The sequence below is a fragment of the Caenispirillum bisanense genome (assembly GCF_900230255.1).
Taxonomy (GTDB): domain Bacteria; phylum Pseudomonadota; class Alphaproteobacteria; order Rhodospirillales; family Rhodospirillaceae; genus Caenispirillum; species Caenispirillum bisanense_A.
The window spans coordinates 266,802-287,264 of the sequence record NZ_OCNJ01000004.1; the positions used below are offsets into that span (position 1 = coordinate 266,802).

Consider the following 20,463-nt stretch of genomic DNA (forward strand, 5'->3'; position numbering starts at 1 on the left):
GCACGAAGGAGCATCCCCATGGCGACCCCCGCCCCCAAGGCCATCGTCACCGGCGGCGCCCAAGGCATCGGCCGCGCCATCGTCGAGCGCCTACTCGACGACGGACGGCACGTGTTCATGCTGGATGCCGACACCGCCGCCCTGGACACCGCCGCCGGCCGCCTGGCCGGTCGCGGCAGGCTGACGGCCGTCGCCTGCGACGTCGCCGACGAAGCCGCCGTCGCGGCGGCGGTGGCGACGGTCGCCCAGACCGACGGGCCGCTCACGGCGCTGGTCGCCAATGCCGGCATCATGGTGCGCAAGCGGGTGACGGAGCTGTCGCTGGCCGAATGGCGGCGGGTGCTCGACGTCAACCTCACCTCCGCCTTCCTGCTGGCGCGGGCCTGCGCGCCGCTCATGCAGCGGGACGGTGGCGCCATGGTGACCATCGCCTCCACCCGCGCCCACATGAGCGAGCCGCACACGGAGAGCTACAGCGCTTCCAAGGGCGGGCTGCTGGCGCTGACCCATGCGCTGGCCGTCAGCCTGGGGCCGCGGGTGCGGGTGAACTGCGTCTCGCCGGACTGGATCGACGTTTCCGCCTGGCGCGCCGATCCCGACGCGGTGCCCGATGCCCTGAGCGCGGAAGACCACGCCCAGCACCCCGCCGGCCGCGTCGGCCGGCCGGAGGACGTGGCGGACATGGTCGCCTGGCTGCTGTCGGAGCAGAGCGGCTTCGTCACCGGCGCCGAGTTCGTCATCGACGGCGGCATGACCCGCAAGATGATCTACGCCGAGTAGACCGCCCCCCTCACCCGCTGCAGGACGCGCCGCCGAGCACGCAGAACTTGGCGCAGTGCGGGTGGTTGAGCGATACGTCGGCGGCGCCCTCGGCCAGCGTCTCGCCCAGCTCGAAGCGCCGATCGTAGGCCAGCAGGGTGCAGGCGAGCACCGCCGGGCGCGCCGCGCCCTTGCGCTTCACCACCATGCGGGCGGAGGCGCACATGACCGACTCCGGGCTCTTGTTCAGGATGCCCCAGCAGGCGGTGGTGATTTCCGGCACGTCGGCGTGCTCGTCCATTTCGGGGAACAGCACCAGCCGGTGGGGGTCGGCGGCGTCGAGCGGAAGGCCCTCGCGCACGAACAGGGCGGCATAGCCGGCGCGCTCGTCCGCCATGGCCTCGCCCCAGCGGGTGCGGCCGGCGACGGCGGTGGAGAAGCCCTCCGCACACAGCCAGCGCAGCCCCTCCAGCGCCAGCGCGAAGGACCCCGGCCCGCGCTCGGCGTCGTGGTGGTCGGCCGTGTAGTGGTCGAGGGAGACGCGGATCTCCAGCCGGTCGCCGAAGCGCGCGCGCAGGCGCAGCAGGTCGGCGCGGCGGTGGGTGAGCGGCTTCATGGCGTTGGTCAGCACCAGCACCCGGAAACCGCGCTCCAGCGCCGCCGTCAGCAGCGCCCCGATCTCCGGGTTCATGAAGGGCTCGCCGCCGGTGAAGCCGATCTCGGCGGTGCCGAGGGCCGCCGCCTCGTCCAGATAGGGCTCCGTCTCGGCCAGGGTGATGTAGGCCAGCCGGTCGTTCTTCGGGCTCGACTCGATGTAGCAGTGGGTGCAGGCGATGTTGCACAAGGTGCCGGTGTTGATCCACAGGGTCTCCAGCCGGCGCAGGCGAACATGCGCCCGCGCCTCGCCCTTGGCGGTGACGGCGGGATCGTCGAACTTGCGGCGGGGAATGGCCTGGCGGCCGTCGTCGGGCAAGGGGTGTCTCCTCGGCAGCGGCACGACATCGGTCTCTATCTCTACGACGACGATGGTGTCGCAGATGACCACGGACAAGTCACGAGCCCGTGTCCCCTTGGCGGCGGGGGTGCGGCGGTCTACCGTCGAACTCCATGCAGCGGGGGAGGAACGGGCGATGCGTCTGGTGGGGGCGGCGGTTGTCGGCATGGCGGCCCTGGCGGCGGTGGGATCGGCGGCGGAAGCCGGCGAGGGGCGCGGCTGGGTGACGGACGGCGCGGCGGCAGTCTACCTGGCCGGCGCCGGTGCCGCCGTGGTCTGCAGCGAAGGACGCCTGCTCCCCCTCGTGCCGTGGCGCACGGCGGCGGACGGCACGGTGTGGCTGGACCTGCCCGAAGGCCCGCGCCCCCTGCCCGCTCCGCTCGCGCCGGCCGGTGATCTCACCGCCGCCCTGGAACCCGGCCCCTGCCCCGGCGTCACCATGGCCGTGCGCACGGCGCAGGAGCGCGCCACCGCCGTCGGCCACGGCGCCGATCCGACCCTCCTCGACGCCCTGCGCCGCCGCGCCGCCCCGATCCGCTGGACCGACGGACTCGCCGCCGCCTGGGCGGATCCAGTCACCCTGGAGGGCGGCTGGGTGGCGGCCGGCGAGACCTTCGCAGGCCATGTGGAGTGGGATTACGACGCCGCGCTGATCTGCATCGTCGGCCATGGCGTCGACCTGTGCAGCGCGACGGACACGGTGGCCGCCGGGCGCTGAACGCAAAACCGGCCCCGCGGCGGGGTCCACGGGGCCGGATCTTGCATGCTCACTCGGTAAGATCGGTGTTCACGCGGGGTACGCACGGTATAACCGCCGTCGCGACCGATGGTTCCACGCGACGCAAACGTTTTTATGCGAAGGCTTCGTCCCAGGTGCCCTGGGTGGCGGCTTTCGAATATTCCGTCGCGCGATTCTCGAAGAAGTTGGTGTGCTCCACCGCGTTCAACATGGCGTCGAGCCACGGCAGCGGGTTCTTCTCGATGAGGTAGACCGGCTCCATGCCCAGCTGCGTCAGGCGGCGGTCGGCGATGTAGCGGATGTAGCGCTTCACGTCCTCGGCGGTCAGACCCTCCACGGCGCCCAGCTCGAAGGCCAGGTCGATGAAGGCGTCCTCGTGGTGGACGATGGTCTTGCAGGCTTCCGCCAGTTCCACCTCGATCTTGGCGCGGTCGACCTCGGGGTTTTCCTGCAGGAAGGTCTTGTAGAGGCGGATGATGGAGTTGCAGTGCAGCGTCTCGTCGCGCACCGACCACGTCACGATCTGCCCCATGCCCTTCATCTTGTTGAAGCGCGGGAAGTTGAGCAGGATCGCGAAGGACGCGAACAGCTGCAGCCCTTCCGTGAAGGCACCGAACACCGCCAGCGTCTTGGCGATGTCTTCCTTGGTGTCGACGCCCCAGACCTGCATGTAATCGTACTTGTCCTTCATCGCCTTGTAGTCGAGGAAGGCCGAGTATTCCGTCGTCGGCATGCCGATGGTGTCGAGCAGGTGCGAATAGGCGGCGATGTGGATCGTCTCCATGTTGGAGAACGCCGCCAGCATCATCTGCACTTCGGTGGGTTTGAACACGCGGGTGTAATGCCGCATGTAGCAGTTGTTCACCTCGATGTCCGACTGGGTGAAGAAGCGGAAGATCTGCGTCATCAGGTGACGCTCGCTGTCCGACAGCTTGTGGTGCCAGTCCTTCACGTCGTCGGCCAGCGGCACTTCCTCCGGCAGCCAGTGGATCTGCTGCTGCAGAAGCCAGGCGTCGTAGCACCAGGGGTAGGCGAAGGGCTTGTAGACGGGCTTGGCGTCGAGAAGGGGCATCGGATGTACCTGTCGAATGAACTCGGGGCCGCCGGGCGGCTCGTATGACTGGGGTCTGGGGCGCGCCGCCTCACTGGCAGGCGAGGCATTCCTCGAAGTCGGTGGAGGTCGCAGCCGCCGCCGGGTCCAGGGTCGCGCCGGCCGGCAGGGCGGCGGAGGCCACCAGGTCCTTCAGCGAGTCGGGCACCGCCTTGTTGGCCACCACCTCGGCCCGCGCCATGGACTTGGAGCGGCAGTAGTAGAGGCTCTTCACGCCCTTCTTCCAGGCCTGGTAGTGCAGCTGGTGCAGCACCTTCTTGTGCACGTTGGCGGGCAGGAAGATGTTCACCGACTGGCTCTGGTCGATGAAGGGCGTGCGGTCGGCCGCCAGGTCCACCACCCAGCGCTGGTCCAGTTCGAAGGCGGTCTTGAACACGTCCTTCTCGTCCTGGGTCAGGAAGTCCAGGTGCTGCACCGAGCCCTCGTTGACGGTGACCGAGGTCCAGGTGTCCTCGTCGTCGCGGCCCTTCTCGGCCAGCAGGGCCTTGAGGTAGGGGTTGCGCACGTTGAACGAGCCCGACAGCGTCTTGTGGGTGTAGCTGTTGGCCGCGATGGGCTCGATGCCGGGGCTGGAGCCGCCGCAGATGATGGAGATGGACGCCGTCGGCGCGATGGCCGTCTTGTGGCTGAAGCGTTCCATGAAGCCGTAGTCGGCGGCGTCGGGGCACGGCCCGCGTTCCACCGCCAGCGCCTTGGAGGCGGCGTCGACGTAGGTCTTCAGGTGCTTGAAGATGGTGCGGTTCCACACCTTCGCCATCACCGACTCGAACGGAATGCGGTGCTTCTGCAGGAAGCTGTGGAAGCCCATGACGCCCAAGCCCACCGAACGCTCGCGCATGGCGGAATAGCGGGCTTTCGCCATGCTGTCCGGGGCGCGGTCGATGAAGTCCTGGATGACGTTGTCGAGGAAGCGCATGACGTCCTCGATGAACTGCGGGTCGTCCTTCCACTCCTCCCACGTCTCGAGGTTCAGCGACGACAAGCAGCACACGGCGGTGCGGTCGCGGCCCATGTGGTCGCGGCCCGTCGGCAGGGTGATCTCGGCGCAGAGGTTGGAGGTCTTCACCCGCAGGCCGGCCAGCTTGTGGTGCTGCGGCTGGTGGCGGGCGACGGTGTCGTTGAAGATGATGTAGGGCTCGCCGGTCTCGACGCGCGCCAGCAGGATGCGGATCCACAGCGCGCGCGCCTTGATGGTGCGCATCACCGACCCGTCCTTGGGGCTGATGAGCGCCCAGTCGGCGTCCTCTTCCACCGCCCGCATGAAGGCATCCGACAGCAGCACGCCGTGGTGCAGGTTGGGCGCCTTGCGGTTGGGGTCGCCGCCGGTCGGGCGGCGGATCTCGACGAATTCCTCGATCTCCGGGTGGTCCACCGGCAGGTACACCGCCGCCGAGCCGCGGCGCAGCGAGCCCTGCGAGATGGCGAGCGTCAGGCTGTCCATGACGCGGATGAACGGCACCACGCCCGAGGTCTTGCCCACCGAGCCCACCGTCTCGCCGATGGAGCGCAGGTTGCCCCAGTAGCTGCCGATGCCGCCACCGCGCGCCGCCAGCCAGACGTTTTCCGTCCACAGGCCGACGATGCCGTCCAGGCTGTCGTCCGCCTCGTTCAGGAAGCACGAAATGGGCAGGCCGCGGTTGGTGCCGCCGTTGGACAGCACCGGCGTCGCCGGCATGAACCACAGGCGCGAGATGTAGTCGTACAGGCGCTGGGCGTGCGCGTCGTCGTCGCCATAGGCGCTGGCGACGCGGGCGAACAGGTCCTGGAAGCTCTCGCCGGGCAGCAGGTAGCGGTCTTCCAGCACGGCCTTGCCGAAGTCGGTCAGAAGGGCGTCGCGGCTGTGATCGACCTGCACCCGGGGCCCTTCCGTCACCTGCACCACGTTCAGCACGGCGTCATTCCTCCAGCGTCTCGGTGAATAGGCAGCAACGGGGAGCGCAGAGGCACCCCGTCAAGCGGCCCACATATGGTATGAAAATGGGGGTCGCCGTCAATATGTTGATGACGGGAGTCGGCGGCGACTACCTCTTCCGACTTATTCCTCGACCATCACCGTGGTCAGGACGCGGCGCGCCAGGCCGGTCGCCTCGTCCATCGTCGGCTGGGCGCCGCAGGACGGGCAGCCGCCTTCGCAGGTCTCGGCGATGGAGGCCAGCAGGTCTTCCGAATAGGGCGGCTCGCCCACCTTCTCCGAATGATCGCAGGCGAGGCAGCGGATGAGCGTCACCATGCGATGGCGCGGCCGGTGGGCGGAGAGCACCACGCCGCCGCCGCCGGCCGAACCGTCGGACAGCACCGGGCGCGGCTTGCGCTCCTGCAGGCCGACGACGCGCTTGCTGGTCCAGGCGGCCATGGCGCGGGCGACGTGCAGGGCCGCGTCCACCTTGGCCGGCTTGGCGCCGTTGCGCTCGGCCATGAAGGCCCAGAATTCCACCACTTCCTGCGCCACCGAATCGGAGGCGACGATGGCGAACACCGGCTCTTCCGGGTGGGCGCTGCGCAGCACCGAGTGGGGGTGGTTGCGCTCGACGTGGGCGGTGCGCACCGTCGGCATCTCGCCGGCCGGAGTCGGCTGCGGCAGGCGCTTTTCCAGCCACGCCTCCATGGCGCGGCGCTGGCGGTCGGCCCGTTCCAGCTTGTCGTCGGGGGTGCCGCGGTTGCGGGCGCAGAACTCCCAGTACTCGACGGTCATGGAGGCGACCAGGTCGCGGGCGCGCAGCACGAAGACCGGCTCGTCGGCGGCGGCCTTGTTGATGGTGCTGTCGGGCGCCGTCAGCTCGTCGCGGGCGGAGACGTAGCGGATGCGCGCCCGCAGCTCGCGGGCGGCGGCGTCGAGCGGGTCCTTGGCGCCGGCCGGAACCGTATCCGTCGTCATGGGGGAAGGCCTCTTCTGCCAGGGGAGCGGGCGGCGGATATTGACGGCTGCCGCGCCCGCGCGCAACCCTGTGCAAACCCTGAGTTATGGGGATAACTTGTGGAAAACCTGCCGGCTCAAGGAGTTGCCCCATATGCTCAAAAAGCTGATGACGCTGGCCGCCGGCGCCGTCGCCGCCGCCGTGACGGCCTGCGGCGACGCGCCGCGCACCACGGTCCGCTACCGCGACCCGGCGGGATCGTTCCAGTTCATGCAGTGGGCGGCCAGCCGCGGTCCGGTGCTCGCCACCCTCCACGGCACCGCCTTCGCCGGCGAGAGCCCGGAGCGCACGGCCGAAGTCGCGCTCGGCGCCATGGGCCGCGCCATCGCCGAGTACAAGACGCTGCGCTTCACCACCGACCCGGCACAAGCCGGCGACCGCCGCTACCACGTCACGCTCGCCTTCAACGCGCCGCGCCGCGTCTCCGGCCGCGCCCTGTGCCGCGGCGAGGTGCCGCCGGAGGAACCGGGCGAGCGGCTGACGGTGCTGGCCGTGTTCTGCGAGGAGGACCGTGTGCTGACCGACGTCGCCGGCTCCGTCGGCGGCGACCCGGAGGACCTGACCCTCGACAGCGAGCGCTTCCGCCAGCTCATGGTGCAGGTGTCGCAGAGCCTGTTCCGCGACAAACCGTGACCGCGCCGGGAAACGGAGACCTGGACGTCCCCGCCGCCTGGACCGCCGCCCTCGACGCCGTGGCGGCGGGCGTGCGGCGGGTGATGGTGGTCGGCGCCACCGATACCGGCAAGACCACCTTCTGCCGCTGGCTCGCCGCCGCGGCGTCGAGGGCGGCGGTGCTGGTCGACGCCGACCCCGGCCAGCCGGGCCTCGGCCCACCCGCCTGCGCGGCGCTCGGACGGCCGGGGGAGCCGGTGGAACGGCTGGTCTTCCTGGGCGTGCTGGAGCCCCTGCGCGCCCGCGCCGCCCTGCTCGCCGCCGCCGCCCGGCTGACGGACGCGGGCGCGAGGGGCGGGCGGCTGGTGGTGGTGAACACCTGCGGCTTCGTCCGCGGCCCCGGCCAGCGCCTGCAGACGGCGACGGCGCAGGCCGTGCGGCCCGACCTGGTGGTATGCCTGGAACGGACGACGGAAGCGGCGGCGCTCGCCGAGGCCTTGGCCGCTCGCACGCCCGTCCTGCGCCTGCCGTCGAGCCCGGCCGTGCGCCGCAAGAGCCAGGCGCAGCGGCGCCGCCTGCGGGAAACGGCCTTGGCGGCGGCCTTCGCCGGTGCCGCGGAGACGCGGGTGCCAGCGGACCGCCTGCCGGTAGAGCGGCTGGTCGCGCTGGCCGAACCGCTGCCGCCGCGCCTGCTGTGTGCCCTCGCCGACGCCGCCGGCGACGACACTGCCCTGGCGCTGCTGCTGGGGGAGGACGCGGGCTCCCTGCGCCTGCTCACGGCCGGCGACCCGGCGGCGGCGGTGCGCTTGCGCACGGGGGCCCTGGTGGTGGCGGAGGACGGGGCGGCGACGGTGGTGCCGCCGCCCTGACGCCGGCGCGACGCCCGCCTCAGCCGGCCTTCACCATGGGGCCGCAGGACGACCCGCCGAGGATGTGCAGGTGCAGGTGCGGCACCTCCTGGTGACCGTGCTCGCCGGTGTTGGAGATGATGCGGTAGCCGGTCTTGTCGACGCCGGTCTGCTTGACGATGAGCCCGACGGCCTTCCACAGCGCCGCCTGCTCGACGTCGGAGGCCTCGGCGGCGAAGGTGGTGGCGTCCTCGTAAGGGCCCTTGGGGATGACCAGGACGTGGACCGGGCGCTTGGGCGCGATGTCCTCGAAGGCCAGCACGTGATCGTCCTCGTAGACCTTCTTGCACGGGATCTCGCCGCGCAGGATCTTGGCGAAGATGTTGTTCTGGTCGTAGGCCATCGCGAAGGGGCTCCTTTGGGTTTGGGCTGTCGTGATCGTGACCGATCCCGCCAGCGCCCTCAAGCGCCGGGCGGGCGCTCCTCGCGCCCTTGGCTCCCGCGGCAGGGGCCGCGCGGCGCAGTCGCGCCGTCCGTCCCGCCCGGGGCGGGCCGGCAGTCGGCCGGTCGTCGTGATCGTGACCGATCCCGCCTGCGCCCTCAAGCGCCGGGCGGGCGCTCCTCACGCCCTTGGCTCCCGTGGCAGGGGCCGCGCGGCGCAGTCGCGCCGTCCGTCCCGCACAGGGCGGGCCGGGGTCGGCCGGTCGTCGTGATCGTGACCGATCCCGCCAGCGCCCTCAAGCGCCGGTCACCCGTCAGGACTTGCGGGCCGCCTTTTCCGCCAAGCCCGAAAGCCCGACGCGGCGCTCCAGTTCGCCGTAGACTTCGGCCGGCGCCACGCCGGCGTCGGCCCACAGCACCAGCAGGTGATAGAGCAGGTCGGCGCTTTCGCTCACCACCTCGTCGCGGCCTTCGGATACGGCAGCGAGCGCGCATTCCACGCCCTCTTCGCCGACCTTCTGGGCGATCTTCTTGCGGCCCTTGGCGAACAGCTTGGCGGTATAGCTGGTGTCGGCGTCGGCGCCCTTGCGGCCCTCGATCACCGTATACAGGCGGTCGAGCACGGCGGCGGTGGCTTCGCTCATGGGCTGGTCTCCGTCAGTCGCGCACCGGGATGCCGGCGGCCTTCATGTGGTCCTTGGCCTGGCGGATGGTGTATTCGCCGAAGTGGAAGATGGACGCGGCGAGCACCGCCGTCGCGTGCCCTTCGGTGATGCCTTCCACCAGGTGATCCAGCGTGCCGACGCCGCCCGAGGCGATGACGGGGATGGACACCGCATCGGCCACCGCGCGCGTCAGCGGCAGGTTGAAGCCCTGCTTGGTGCCGTCGCGGTCCATGCTGGTCAGCAGGATCTCGCCGGCGCCGTATTCCTCCATGCGCCGCGCCCACTCCACCGCATCGAGGCCGGTGGCGTTGCGGCCGCCGTGGGTGAAGATCTCGAACTTGTCGGGGCCGACCGACTTGGCGTCGATGGCGACCACGATGCACTGGCTGCCGAACTTCTCCGCCGCCTCGCGCACGAACTCCGGGCGGTGGACGGCGGCGGTGTTGATGGACACCTTGTCGGCGCCGGCCAGCAAGAGCTTGCGGATGTCCTCCACCGTGCGCACGCCGCCGCCGACGGTGAGCGGCATGAAGCACTGCTCGGCCGTGCGGGCGACCACGTCGTAGAGAGTGGCGCGGTTGTCGGAACTGGCGGTGATGTCGAGGAAGCACAGTTCGTCGGCGCCGGCGGCGTCGTAGATCCGCGCCTGCTCCACCGGATCACCGGCATCCCGCAGCCCGACGAAATTGACCCCCTTCACCACACGGCCGTCCTTGACGTCCAGGCAGGGGATGATGCGCATCTTGAGCATCTGCGTGTCCTTGCTTACTTCTCGCCGGTCGGTCGGTTTTGAACCACCAAGACACCAAGGCACCAAGGAGACTTTATCCAGTTCCTCCCGAGGGGCCTGTCCCCGACCGCCTGCGCGCGGGAGCGTTCTCTTGGTGTCTTGGTGTCTTGGTGGTCAACCCGCTCTCGACCCGTCAGCCCTTCAGCACCGCCAGCGCCTCGGCCAGGTCGATGCGGCCGTCGTAGAGGGCGCGGCCGGAGATGACGCCGACGATGCCGGTGTCCTGGCGCGCCTTCAGCACCTTCAGGTCGTCGATGGACGCAACGCCGCCCGAGGCGATGACCGGCGTGGTCAGGCGCGCGGCCAGGGCCGCCGTCGCCTCGACGTTCGGTCCCTGCAAGGCGCCGTCGCGGTCGATGTCGGTGTAGATGATGGCGGCGACGCCTGCGTCCTCGAACTTCAGCGCCAGGTCGACGGCCGTCATTTCGCTGGTCTCGGCCCAGCCTTCCACCGCCACCATACCGTCGCGGGCGTCGATGCCGACGGCGATGCGGCCGGGGTGCGCCTTGCAGGCGTCGATCACCAGTTCCGGATGGCGCAGGGCGACGGTGCCGAGGATGACGCGGCGGATGCCCTTCTCCAGCCACAGGTCGATGGTGGCGCGGTCGCGGATGCCGCCGCCGAGCTGCACCGGCACGTCCGGCCCCATGACGGCGAGGATCTGCTCCACCGCCTCGGCGTTCACCGGCTTGCCGGCGAAGGCGCCGTTGAGGTCGACGACGTGCAGCCACTCGCAGCCGGCGTCCTTGAACAGGCGGGCCTGATCGGCGGGGGAGGTGTTGAAGACGGTGGCCTTGTCCATCTCGCCTTTCAGCAGGCGGACGCAGGACCCGTCCTTCAGGTCGATGGCGGGGAAAAGGATCATGGAGCCCAACGCAGGAAGTTGCCGAGGAGCGTCAGGCCGGTGGCCTGGCTCTTCTCCGGGTGGAACTGGGTGCCGACCATGGTGTCGCGGCCGACGAGCGCCGTCAGCGTGCCGCCGTACTCCATGGTGGCGAGGCGGTGCGCCGGGTTTTCCGGCACCAGATGATAGCTGTGCACGAAGTAGGCGTGATCGCCGGGCGCAATGCCGGCGAGGATGGGGTGGCCGGGCTCGAAGGCCAGCTCGTTCCAGCCCATGTGCGGCACCTTGAGCGTCGGGTCGGCGGGGCGGATGCGCACCACCTCGCCCGGGATCCACCCCAGGCCGGCGACGTCGCGGTGCTCGCGCCCGACGGAGGCCATGAGCTGCATGCCGACGCAGATGCCGAGGAAGGGGCGGCCCTTGTCGATCACCGTCTCGGTCAGGGCCTCCACCATGCCCGGCACGGCGTCGAGGCCGCGGCGGCAATCGGCGAAGGCACCGACGCCCGGCAGCACGATGCGGTCGGCGGCGCGCACGGCGTCGGCGTCGGCGGTGACCAGGACGGTTTCGGACGCGCCCGATTCGGCCACCACGCGCTCCAGCGCCTTGGCGGCCGAGCGCAGGTTGCCCGATCCGTAATCGATGATGGCGACGGTCATGAAAACGTTCCCACGGAAGCGGCGGGGGCCGGATGCCCGGCATATAGGACGGTCGCAGGCTTTGTAACAGGAAGGGCCGCGCCGTCAAAGCCTTCCCGCGCGGCTTGCAGGGTCATGGCGCTCCCGCTACACTCCGCTCGCAATGGTTTTGCAACCGACGGGGGAGGGGCCGTCATGGGGCGGGGGTGGATGATGGGCACGGCGGCGCTGGCCGCCGTTGCGGCCCTGGGCGGCTGCGGGTCGGGCATGCCGATCCCGGCCGTGGAGATGCGGCCGCCGCCGGAGATGGGGTTCGAGCGCACGCTGGCGACCCTGCGCTTCCACGGCGCCACCATCGCCATCCCGCCCGGCACCACCATCGGCGGCTACGGCGGCAATCTGTGGCAGTGCGCCGGGCGCAGCGATCCCATCGCCTGGCAGATGTCGCGCACCGAGGTGTTCAGCCGCAGTTTCTCCGACATCTTCTACGACCGCCTGAACCTCGCCGGCTACCGCACCACCGGCGACCCCAGCAACCTGTTCGCCGACATCGAACGCGGCCGGCCGCGCACCGACTATCTGGTCGGCGCCCGCATCGACGAGATCCGCCTCGACATCTGCCACCAGCGCGACCTGCTGACCGGCGACGAAAAGTTCCTGAAGACCGGCCAGGGTTATGTGCGGGTGCAGTGGCAGGTGTTCAGCCAGGCCCTGCGCAAGGTGGTGTGGCAGGCGACCACCGAGGGCGTGGCGACCCTGGAAGACCCCTCGCCCATGGCGGTCCAGCTGCTCATCAACGGCGCCTTCGGCACGGCCGCGAGCAACTTCGCGGCGGAGCCCCGCCTGCTGGAGCTGGTCAGCCGCGACCCGACCCAATTCGCCGTCGCCGACCGCCAGACCGGCCCGACGCCCCTGCTGGTGCCGCAGCGCCCCTTGCGCACGACGCCGCTCGTCGACGATGCCGACGCCGTGCGCGCCGCCGTCGCCACGGTGGACACCGGCACCGGCCACGGCTCGGCGGTCTTCATCGCCCCGAGCCTCTTGCTGACCAACCACCACGTCGTCGAAGGCCACGAGTCGGTGATGGTGCGCGACGCCTCCGGCCGGTTCCGCAAGGCCGACGTGTTGCGGCGCGACGGCCGGCGCGACGTCGCCCTGCTGCAACTGGCGGAAACGGTGGCCGAGGCCTCGGTGCTGCCGATCCGCCTGACGCCGCCGCCGGCCATCGGCGAGGAGGTCTTCGTGGTCGGCACGCCCGGCATGAAGGGGCTGGCCGGCACGGTGACGCGCGGCATCGTCTCCGGCTTCCCGCGCAACGACCGCGGCCTCACCGACATCCAGGCCGACGCCGCCGTCTCGCTGGGCAACAGCGGCGGCGCCCTGGTGGACGGGCGCGGCAACCTGATCGGCCTGACCTACGCCGGCTTCCAGACCGACGGCGGCGCGCCGCTCGGCCTCAACCTGTTCATCGGCATCGCCGACGCCCTCGCCAAGCTGGGCCTGGTGGTGGAGGAACCGCTGCCGGCCGGCGCCGAACCGTGGGACGACTACCCGACGGCCCCTGCGAACTGACGAAGAAAGGCCCGCAGCGGGGGAACCGCTGCGGGCCTTGGGCCGGTGCGCGCCGCCCCGGTGAGGGGGGCGAGGGGGTCAGGGCGACGGCCCCCGGCGCCGTCGGTGGTTACCGCATGGTGGTGGCGGTGCCGGTGGAGCCCATGGTGGCGCCGGTCATGCCGCTCTCGCCGCCGGCCGCCATGCTGGACTGCTGCATGCCGCCGGCGCCCATGCCGGTGTTCATGCCGTCCATGGAGGCCATGGGCGCGGTGCCGGTCCCCTGGATGGTGACGCGGCGGTTCTCCGGCTCGCGGACGCCGTCGCCGGTCGGCACGCGCGGATCGCTCTCGCCCTTCCAGTCGACGATCATGCGATCGCGGGCGACGCCGCGGGTCTGCAGGGCGGAGGCGACGTTCTCGGCACGCTCCCGCGACAGGCCGACGTTGTAGTCGGACGGGCCGGAGGTATCGGCGTGGCCGGTGACGTTCAGGCGCATCTGCGGATTGTCCTGCGCCACGTTGGCCATGGCGTCCAGCATCTGGGTCGCTTCGGCCGGCAGGCGCGCCACGTCCCAATCGAAGAACACCAGCACCGGCGGCGGGCCTTCCACCTGGGTCACCACCTCGCCACCGCGCTGCTGCATGGCGGCCAGGAAGCCTTCGCGGCACTTGGCGATGTGGTCGTACTGCCAGCCTTCCTCGGCCTGCTCGACCCAGCAGTCGTAATTGGCCTGGGCGGAGGCGGCGGCCTGCGGATTGTCCTCGCGGAAGCCGTCCTGGTAGGCGCCGACCAGGGTGGCGCGAGCCTGCTTCAGCTCGGCCATCCAGTCTTCGCGCTCGATGTCCCACTCTTCCGGGTTCTCGGGCGCGACGCGCTTGCCCTCGGCGGCGGCCAGCGCCTTGTCGGCGAAGTGGTCGGCGTCGGGCCAGTCGTACATCTCGTCGGCCTCGAAGCGCGTGTAGTCGCCGTAGTCCTTGGCCAGTTCCTGGGTGAAGGCGGAACCGCCCGACGGGGCGACGGCCTTGGCGTTCTCGATCTTTGCGCCGCTCGCACAAGCGGTGAGCGCCAGAACAGCGGACGCGGGCAGGGCAATCTTCATAAACGTATGCATGGTCATTAGCCTCCTCGAATGCTCGCTATACGGAGGGTCGTGGCGGGTTTGTCTTCTGAACGCGCGTACCGCAACCAGGGTTCGAAGACTTCGCCGACTCTTCGCCGCGACCGAGTCGAAAGGAGGAGGAGACGGGCCGGAAAGGGGCAGTCGGCCCCCGATCCACAACGAAAAACGGCCCCGGGCATGGAGCCGCGGGGCCGTTTCCGGCGTTCGGGGGAAGGGTCTGCCCGGCCGGTCGGATCAGGTGAGGTCGCCCTCGGACATCTGCAGCACGGTGCGCAGGTTGGCGCGGCCGCGGGACAGGCGTGACTTCATGGTGCCGACGGGGAGCGAGGTTTCGCCGGCGGCTTCCTGGTGGCTGCGCTCTTCCATGCCGAGCATCATCACCGCGGCGCGTTCCTGTTCCGACAGGGCCTCCATGGCGGCCACCGTCTCCTTCAGGTAGACGGAGTGCATCTGGTTCGGCCGGGCGACCGTCGATTCGTCGTGCACCGCCTGCTGCATGTAGCGGTACGACACGGCGTCGCGGCGCTTCTGGCTGATGAAGACGTTGCGCATCATGGTGAACAGCCACGAGCGGAGGTTGGTGCCGGGCTTGTAGAGGTCCCACTTGCGGATGGCACGCTCAACGCAATCCTGGACCAGATCGTTGGCATCGTCCTCGCTGCGCGCCAGGGAGCGGGCATAGCGCTTCAGGTCGGGGATCAGCGCCTCGATCTGCATGTTGGCCGTGCTCATCGCGAACTCCTTAGGCTCTGTGTCTCGTCTTGTGGCGGGGGCCGGGCCGGTCGTTCATCTCGCCGGAGCTGCGCGGGCCGCCCGCCTTCCATGTCCCGAGGATGCCGCGAGGGGCCGTAAAGCCTCCATGTGGCCTTGGCGGAGGGGGCATAAAATGATCGTGGGTGGGTCGCCGGGCTGTGGCAGACGGTCACAGCGGGCGCCCGAAGCCGCCGGACTCCGCGGCACAGGCGCATTTCGGCAACCATGGTGGAGGCGCCGCCACCGCCGCGCTTCCGGGGCCGTCGGCATAAAGGGTCCGTAAAATACGGCGGGATTGGGCGCAAAATACCGCTTTCGTCACAGCCCGCTCACAGGCTGTAGCGGCCGGCGGGGCGCGGCCGTGGCATATGGCGGCCGCCGTCGAAACGTCGTTGCGGAAAAAGGAAAAAGCCGCCCCGCGGCGGAGCGGCTACAGCAGCGCCCGGGCGGCGCGGGCGCGGGCGGCCTGGCGGGCGGCCTCGTCGGCGGCGTCGGGGCGGACGTCGTCGGCGGCGGCGATGCGCTCGGCCTCCACCGACCAGCGCTCGAGCACGGTGGCCTTCTGTTCGGGCGTCAGAACGCCGGAGGCCACCACGTCGTCGGGATCGTCGAACACCGTCGTCGGATCGAGCATGGCCGCATCCAGGTCCACCGGCTGAAGCGGATCGCGGCGGGGGAGCCCGGAGCCGGCGGTCATGGCGTCAGCCCCGGTCGCGGCGGTCGGGACGCTCGGCCGGCCGCGGACGGCGGGCGCCGTCCCACGAGCCGCGTTCCGATGCGGTCAGGCCGGTGCCGAGGCGTGCCGGGCCGTCGCGCGTGACGACGGCGCCGTCGTCCGCACCGCCGGCCTGCCGCTCGGCGGCCCGTCGCAGGGCCAGGGAAACGGCGGCCACCAGGAAGCCGATGCCGAAGACCACGGCGAGCAAACGCGCCAATGCCGCTGCCGTCGGCTCGGCCCCACTTTCGAAGGTGGTGAAGCCGAACAGCGCAGACATCACCGCCAGAATGAAGAAAGTCATAGCGGCATAGGTCATGCGGCTACCAAAGTCCCTCTACACGTTCCAGCCCACCGCCCGTGGCGGATGGGCCGCTCGACGCCTCTCCCGGTTCGGCGGACGGCCGTCGATGGCGCGCCGTCTCTGCCGCTCCGACTCGTGGCCGGACAAGAGAAAGATCAGGGCCTGCGCCCTTCTTCACCGGGAGGCATACACCGATCAAACGTCAGATTTGACCAACGGTTGCCAGGATGGAGGGTATTTTATGGGGGTTGCTGCACTGCAAAAACCCCCGGAATTTCATCGGACGCGAGTCGGGAAGCCCGCGCCGGAGGGGAAAAACGCGGCAACACAACGACATGCTGCATCCGGCCCGTCGCGGCTGCGGACCGGGCGGGCGACGCGGCGGGATCGCCACCCCTTCCGATTTTTGCGGTCGCGGTAGAAAAAGGCGGGCCCCCTGCCTCGCCGGCGGCAGAGGGTACGCCACCCGCTTCGGACCTCAGCCGCCCTGGCCGACGGCGTCCAGCACGGTGAGGAAGGTTTCCACCACCTGCGGGTCGAACTGCTTGCCCGACTGGTCGCGCAGATACTCGATGGCGAGGTCGCGCGGCCACGGGTCCTTGTAAGGCCGGGCACTGGTCAGGGCGTCGAACACGTCCACCACCGCGACGATGCGGGCCGCCAGCGGGATCTCCTGCCCCTTGAGGCCGAGCGGATAGCCGCCGCCGTCCCACCGCTCGTGGTGGCCGCTGGCGATGTCGGCGCCGAGCGACAGGTAGCTGGAGCCGTCCACCAGCCTAGCGGCGCGCTTGAGGATGGTGCCGCCGGCGGCGGCGTGCTCGCGCATCACCAGCCATTCCTCGGGCGTCAGCTTGCCCGGCTTCTGCAGGATGGCGTCGGGCACCGAAACCTTGCCGACGTCGTGCAGGATGGACGCCATGCCGACCTGCTCGATGAACAGGTCGTCGATCTGGTCGGTGTAGATGCCGTCCGACCGCAGGCGGCGCGCCACCGCCTCGGTCATGCGCTCGACGCGCAGCACGTGCTCGCCGGTATCGGTGTCCTTGTGTTCGGCCAGGTCGGCCAGCGCCACCACCGTCGCCTGATGGGCCCGGCGCAGCTGTTCATAGAGGTAGAGGTTGTCGAACCCGACCGACACCTTGCCGCAGAACACCTCCACCAGCTGTTCGTCCAGCGCCGTCAGGGTGCGGCCGGTCTGCAGGTAGGCGACCACCTCGCGGCCGTTGGGGGTGTTGATGTAGAGCACCATGTGGTCGTCGCGGTAGACGTGCGCCTTGGCGGCCAGCGCCTCGGCGATGGCGGCGACCACCGGGTCGTCGGCGTGTTCGGCGAGCGGGCGGTCGGCGACGCCCTCGTAGACGCCGGCGCCGGCCAGGATGAATACCTCCTCCGCCGCCTCGCCGCGCGAGCCCGGCCGGCCGCGCTGGGCGCAGACGATGCCCGAGACCGGCGTGCCGAGCACCGCCGACAGCTGGGTCAGCACGCCCGAGGCGAACAGCGTCATGCTGCGGGCCTGCAGCAGGCTGGAGCTGGCGTCGATGATCTTGCGCAGGCCCTGGCGGCTCATCTCCAGCGCCAGGATGTCCTCGTAGGAGCGCAGCGCCGCCACCAGGGTGGTGAACAGCTTCTGCGAGGTCAGCTCGGTCTTGGCCTTATAGTCGTTGATGTCGTAGGCGAGGATGACGTCGCGCTCCGGCGCCTGGCCCGGCTGGCCGGTGCGCAGGATGATGCGCACCGCGCGGTTGCCCAGGTCGCCGCGGATGTGGCGGACGAGCTGCAGGCCGGCGTCGTCGGTTTCCATCACCACGTCGAGCAGCACCACCGCGATGTCGCGGCGCGCCGCCAGGATCTCGCGCGCCTCCCGCGCCGAATGGGCCGAGAGCAGCCTGACGGAGCGCCCTTTGAAGCGCACGTCCGACAGCACCATGGCGGTCACCGCGTGCACTTCCGGCTCGTCGTCGACCACCAGCACGACCCAGGCATCGCCGGGCAGCGCCGCCGCCGCCGGCAGCGCCGCGCCGCCCGTGCCGGGGCGACTGCCGGATTCCGACGCGGCGGCCGGGGCGTCGTCGTCGACCAGGAAGTCTTCGTCGTCGAACAGCATCTCGTCGTCGTTCATGCCATCCTCCCGCGTGCCGCCGCCGTCCGTGTGGGATCCCGCCATGCCTCAGGCCTCCGCCGGGAAGCGGACGGTGAACGTCGTCCCCGCCCCCGGTTTGCTGTCGACGTCGACCGTGCCCTTGAGCGTCTGACGCACGATGTTGAACACGATGTTGAGCCCGAGCCCCGACCCGCCGCTGCCGCGCCGGGTGGTGAAGAAGGGCTCGAAGACCTTGCCCAGGTGGTCGGGCGGGATGCCGCAGCCGTCGTCGGCATAGACCAGCACCACCTGCGCCCCCTCCTGCCGCGCCGTCACCGTCATGCGGCCCGCCGTGCCGCCGTCGTCGGGCCAGGCGTGGACCAGCGAGTTCATGACGAAGTTGGTCAGCACCTGCGACAGCGGCCCCGGGTAGCTGTCCACCTGGATGCCGGCCGGGATGTCCGTCGTCACCCGGTGCGGCGTGCGCTTCAGGCGGGGGCCGAGGGACAGCAGCACCTCCTCCACGTAGGTCTTGAGGTCGAAGCGGCGGCGTTCCTCGCTGGTCTGGTCGACGGCCACCTGCTTGAAGCTCTGGATCAGGTTGGCGGCCCGCGTCGACGACCCGAGGATGAGGTCGGCCGCCTGCGTCGCGGTGGCGAGATAGGTCTCGAAGTCCGACCGCCGGACCTTGCCGCTCTCGAACACGCGGCGCAGCTCCACGGTCTTTTCCTGCAGGTGGGTCGCCGTGGTGACGGTGATGCCGACGGGCGTGTTGATCTCGTGCGCCACGCCCGCCACCAGCCCGCCGAGGGAGGCCATCTTCTCGGCCTCCACGAGGCTCTTCTGGGTCGCCTGCAGGTCGGCGAGGGCCTGTTCCGCCCTCTCCTTGGCGGCGTGCAGGTCGGCGCTCATGCGGCGGCGCTCGGTAATGTCGGCGGCGGTCACCAGCATGGCGTCGCGGCCCTGGTAGGTGAAGGCGTGCGCCGACAGCAGCACCCAGCGCCGCTCGCGGGTGCCGATGGTGTGCCACTCGACCTCGAAGTCGTCCACCACGCGGTCGCGGCGCACCCGCTCCACCAGCCGGCGGCGGTCCTCGGGGTCGACGTAGAGCTCGATGGCGTTGCCGCCGACGGGCGCGCCGACGCACAGGCCGTAGTCTTCCTGGGCGTGGGTATTGACGTAGTAGATGGTGCTGTCGATGGTGGACGACACGATGATGGGCAGCGGGATCGCTTCCAGGATGTCGCTGATGGCGCGTTCCTGCTTGCGGCGCTCGGTCACGTCGGTGAAGGTGCGGATGAAGCCGCCGTCGGGCAGCGCCGTGGTGCGCGCCTCCAGGATCACGCCGCCCGGCCGCCGCGTCTCGTAGACGGTGCCGTGGCGGCGGCTCTGCGGGCTGAGGGCGCGGGCGCGCACCTGATCCCACGGCACGTCCAGGTCGCCGCGGTCGTGCAGGAAGCGCAGCACCGCCTCCACCGTATAGCCCGGCTGGCAGGCGTCGTCGGGCAGGTCGAACAGGGCGCGGAAGCGCTGGTTGAAGGCCACCATGCAGCCGTCGGCGTCGGCCATGTAGAGGCCCTGCTCCATGTGCTCGATGGTGGCCGCCAGAATGCTGCGCTCGCGCTCGATGCGGGCTTCCGCCGCCTTCATCTCGCCGATGTCGCCGACCGAGCCGGTAAGGCGCACGGCGCGGCCGGCGTCGCGCCGCAGGGCGATGCCGTGCTGGCGCACCCAGCTCCAGGCCCCCGCGCCGGTGCGGAAGCGGTACTCGCAGACGAAGCGCTCCGTCTCGCCGCGCAGGTGCCGCACATGGGCGGCGCGATAGGCCGGATAGTCGTCGGGGTGGATGCGCGCCGCCCAGGCGTGCGGCGACATTTCATCGGAGGCGAGGCCGAAGATTTCCCGCGCTCGCTGGGAGAAGAAGATGCGGTCGGTCTCGATGTCCCAGTCGTAGATGCCTTCGTTGGTGGAGCGCAGGGCGAGGGCGTAGCGCTCCAGGCTGCGCCGCGCCTCGGCGTAGGAGGCGGAGGCGGCGTCGCGGCTGTCGGACAGCACCAGCGTCGCGCTGCCGCCGCGCACCGAGGCGGCGAGCGTCAGCGGCACCAGGTCGCCGCCGACGGTGCGGCCGGTGGCGACGCAGCGCCCGACGGCGGCGGTGCGGCCGAGCCATTGCGCCATGTCGCGCTCGCCGGCTTCCACCAGCAGGGCGGCCAGCGGCAGCCCGCGCACGGGGCGGCCGAACAGCGTGTCGGCGGCGGCGTTGGCCCAGGTGACGGTGCCGGTGGCGACGGCGACGGCCAGCACCGGCTGCACCAGCGCCTCGCCCAGCAGGGCGGGATCGAGCACCGGCGTGGTGCCGGCCTCGGGCGCGTCCTGTGGACCGGCCGGCGGTTCTGCGGCGGTCGCAACGGCCTGCGCGTCCGCACCCCCGGAGGGCACGGGCGGGGCCGCCGGACGCGCGCGTGTCTCCGCGAGCGTCGAATGCGGCATGTGATGGTCTTCCTCCCTGCGTCGCATGTCGGTCGCTCTTGTGGCGTACTCGACATCCCCGTTAGCATAGACAAGGGGAGCCTTCCGTGCC

General features: G+C 70.7%; 20 protein-coding genes. 5 read left to right on the plus strand and 15 right to left on the minus strand.

Annotated features, from left to right (window positions below; translation table 11 throughout):
• The first annotated feature begins 18 nt into the window (after positions 1-18).
• A complete protein-coding gene (locus tag CRP50_RS11020) occupies positions 19-780 on the plus strand; it encodes an SDR family oxidoreductase (RefSeq protein ID WP_097279213.1) in 762 nt (253 codons plus the stop codon).
• 10 nt (positions 781-790) lie between these two features.
• On the opposite strand, the gene CRP50_RS11025 is transcribed toward CRP50_RS11020, so the two are convergent.
• Complete coding sequence (locus tag CRP50_RS11025) at positions 791-1,732, minus strand: radical SAM protein (protein WP_245913440.1); 942 nt, start codon at positions 1,730-1,732, stop codon at positions 791-793.
• Positions 1,733-1,889: 157 nt separating this feature from the next.
• On the opposite strand from CRP50_RS11025, the gene CRP50_RS11030 reads away from it, so the two are divergent.
• Complete coding sequence (locus tag CRP50_RS11030; RefSeq protein WP_141415107.1) at positions 1,890-2,471, plus strand: hypothetical protein; 582 nt, start codon at positions 1,890-1,892, stop codon at positions 2,469-2,471.
• A gap of 133 nt (positions 2,472-2,604) precedes the next feature.
• On the opposite strand, the gene CRP50_RS11035 is transcribed toward CRP50_RS11030, so the two are convergent.
• From CRP50_RS11035 to CRP50_RS11045, 3 genes are all read right to left on the minus strand, one after another.
• Entirely contained in the window at positions 2,605-3,564 is a 960-nt protein-coding gene (locus CRP50_RS11035) for a ribonucleotide-diphosphate reductase subunit beta (protein ID WP_097279216.1), read from the minus strand.
• Positions 3,565-3,634: 70 nt separating this feature from the next.
• Entirely contained in the window at positions 3,635-5,494 is a 1,860-nt protein-coding gene (locus tag CRP50_RS11040) for a ribonucleoside-diphosphate reductase subunit alpha (protein WP_097279217.1), read from the minus strand.
• 144 nt (positions 5,495-5,638) lie between these two features.
• Positions 5,639-6,478 carry a hypothetical protein gene (locus CRP50_RS11045; RefSeq protein WP_097279218.1) on the minus strand — a complete coding sequence of 280 codons (840 nt, stop codon included), beginning with the start codon at positions 6,476-6,478 and terminating at the stop codon, positions 5,639-5,641.
• A 133-nt stretch (positions 6,479-6,611) separates the two neighbouring features.
• Between CRP50_RS11045 and CRP50_RS11050 the strand changes: the two genes are divergently transcribed.
• Complete coding sequence (locus tag CRP50_RS11050) at positions 6,612-7,151, plus strand: hypothetical protein (protein ID WP_097279219.1); 540 nt, start codon at positions 6,612-6,614, stop codon at positions 7,149-7,151.
• The gene (locus tag CRP50_RS11055; RefSeq protein WP_097279220.1) at positions 7,148-7,999 is read left to right on the plus strand and encodes a Clp1/GlmU family protein; all 852 of its coding nucleotides are present in this window, start codon (positions 7,148-7,150) and stop codon (positions 7,997-7,999) included. Before CRP50_RS11050 ends, CRP50_RS11055 begins: the two co-directional genes overlap by 4 nt.
• Positions 8,000-8,018: 19 nt before the next feature.
• Here the strand turns inward: CRP50_RS11055 and CRP50_RS11060 are convergent, their stop codons facing one another.
• From CRP50_RS11060 to hisH, 5 genes are all read right to left on the minus strand, one after another.
• The gene (locus CRP50_RS11060; RefSeq protein ID WP_097279221.1) at positions 8,019-8,381 is read right to left on the minus strand and encodes a histidine triad nucleotide-binding protein; all 363 of its coding nucleotides are present in this window, start codon (positions 8,379-8,381) and stop codon (positions 8,019-8,021) included.
• A 352-nt stretch (positions 8,382-8,733) separates the two neighbouring features.
• Positions 8,734-9,063 carry a phosphoribosyl-ATP diphosphatase gene (locus CRP50_RS11065; RefSeq protein WP_097279222.1) on the minus strand — a complete coding sequence of 110 codons (330 nt, stop codon included), beginning with the start codon at positions 9,061-9,063 and terminating at the stop codon, positions 8,734-8,736.
• A 13-nt stretch (positions 9,064-9,076) separates the two neighbouring features.
• A complete protein-coding gene (gene hisF, locus CRP50_RS11070) occupies positions 9,077-9,835 on the minus strand; it encodes an imidazole glycerol phosphate synthase subunit HisF (protein WP_097279223.1) in 759 nt (252 codons plus the stop codon).
• Positions 9,836-10,007: 172 nt separating this feature from the next.
• The gene (gene hisA / locus CRP50_RS11075) at positions 10,008-10,739 is read right to left on the minus strand and encodes a 1-(5-phosphoribosyl)-5-[(5-phosphoribosylamino)methylideneamino]imidazole-4-carboxamide isomerase (RefSeq protein WP_097279224.1); all 732 of its coding nucleotides are present in this window, start codon (positions 10,737-10,739) and stop codon (positions 10,008-10,010) included.
• Complete coding sequence (gene hisH, locus CRP50_RS11080; RefSeq protein ID WP_097279225.1) at positions 10,736-11,377, minus strand: imidazole glycerol phosphate synthase subunit HisH; 642 nt, start codon at positions 11,375-11,377, stop codon at positions 10,736-10,738. Before hisH ends, hisA begins: the two co-directional genes overlap by 4 nt.
• 174 nt (positions 11,378-11,551) lie before the next feature.
• Here hisH and CRP50_RS11085 point away from each other — a divergent pair, with 174 nt between their 5' ends.
• Positions 11,552-12,928, plus strand: coding sequence for a S1C family serine protease (locus tag CRP50_RS11085; protein WP_141415108.1), 1,377 nt, complete (start codon positions 11,552-11,554; stop codon positions 12,926-12,928).
• A 109-nt stretch (positions 12,929-13,037) separates the two neighbouring features.
• Here CRP50_RS11085 and CRP50_RS11090 read toward each other — a convergent pair whose 3' ends face one another.
• The 6 genes from CRP50_RS11090 to CRP50_RS11115 form a co-directional block, all read right to left on the minus strand.
• On the minus strand, positions 13,038-14,021 hold the full coding sequence (locus CRP50_RS11090) for an OmpA family protein (protein ID WP_141415109.1): 984 nt from the start codon (positions 14,019-14,021) through the stop codon (positions 13,038-13,040).
• Positions 14,022-14,264: 243 nt separating this feature from the next.
• Positions 14,265-14,762, minus strand: coding sequence for a sigma-70 family RNA polymerase sigma factor (locus tag CRP50_RS11095; protein ID WP_097279228.1), 498 nt, complete (start codon positions 14,760-14,762; stop codon positions 14,265-14,267).
• Positions 14,763-15,213: 451 nt separating this feature from the next.
• Positions 15,214-15,480 carry a hypothetical protein gene (locus CRP50_RS11100; RefSeq protein ID WP_097279229.1) on the minus strand — a complete coding sequence of 89 codons (267 nt, stop codon included), beginning with the start codon at positions 15,478-15,480 and terminating at the stop codon, positions 15,214-15,216.
• Positions 15,481-15,484: 4 nt separating this feature from the next.
• Positions 15,485-15,817: a hypothetical protein gene (locus CRP50_RS11105; protein WP_097279230.1), complete on the minus strand. Its 333-nt coding sequence runs from the start codon at positions 15,815-15,817 to the stop codon at positions 15,485-15,487.
• Between the two features lie 463 nt (positions 15,818-16,280).
• Positions 16,281-17,921, minus strand: a complete 1,641-nt coding sequence (locus CRP50_RS11110) for a DUF3369 domain-containing protein (protein WP_097279380.1) — start codon at positions 17,919-17,921, stop codon at positions 16,281-16,283.
• A 48-nt stretch (positions 17,922-17,969) separates the two neighbouring features.
• A complete protein-coding gene (locus tag CRP50_RS11115; protein ID WP_176525128.1) occupies positions 17,970-20,228 on the minus strand; it encodes a PAS-domain containing protein in 2,259 nt (752 codons plus the stop codon).
• Between the last annotated feature and the right edge of the window lie 235 nt (positions 20,229-20,463).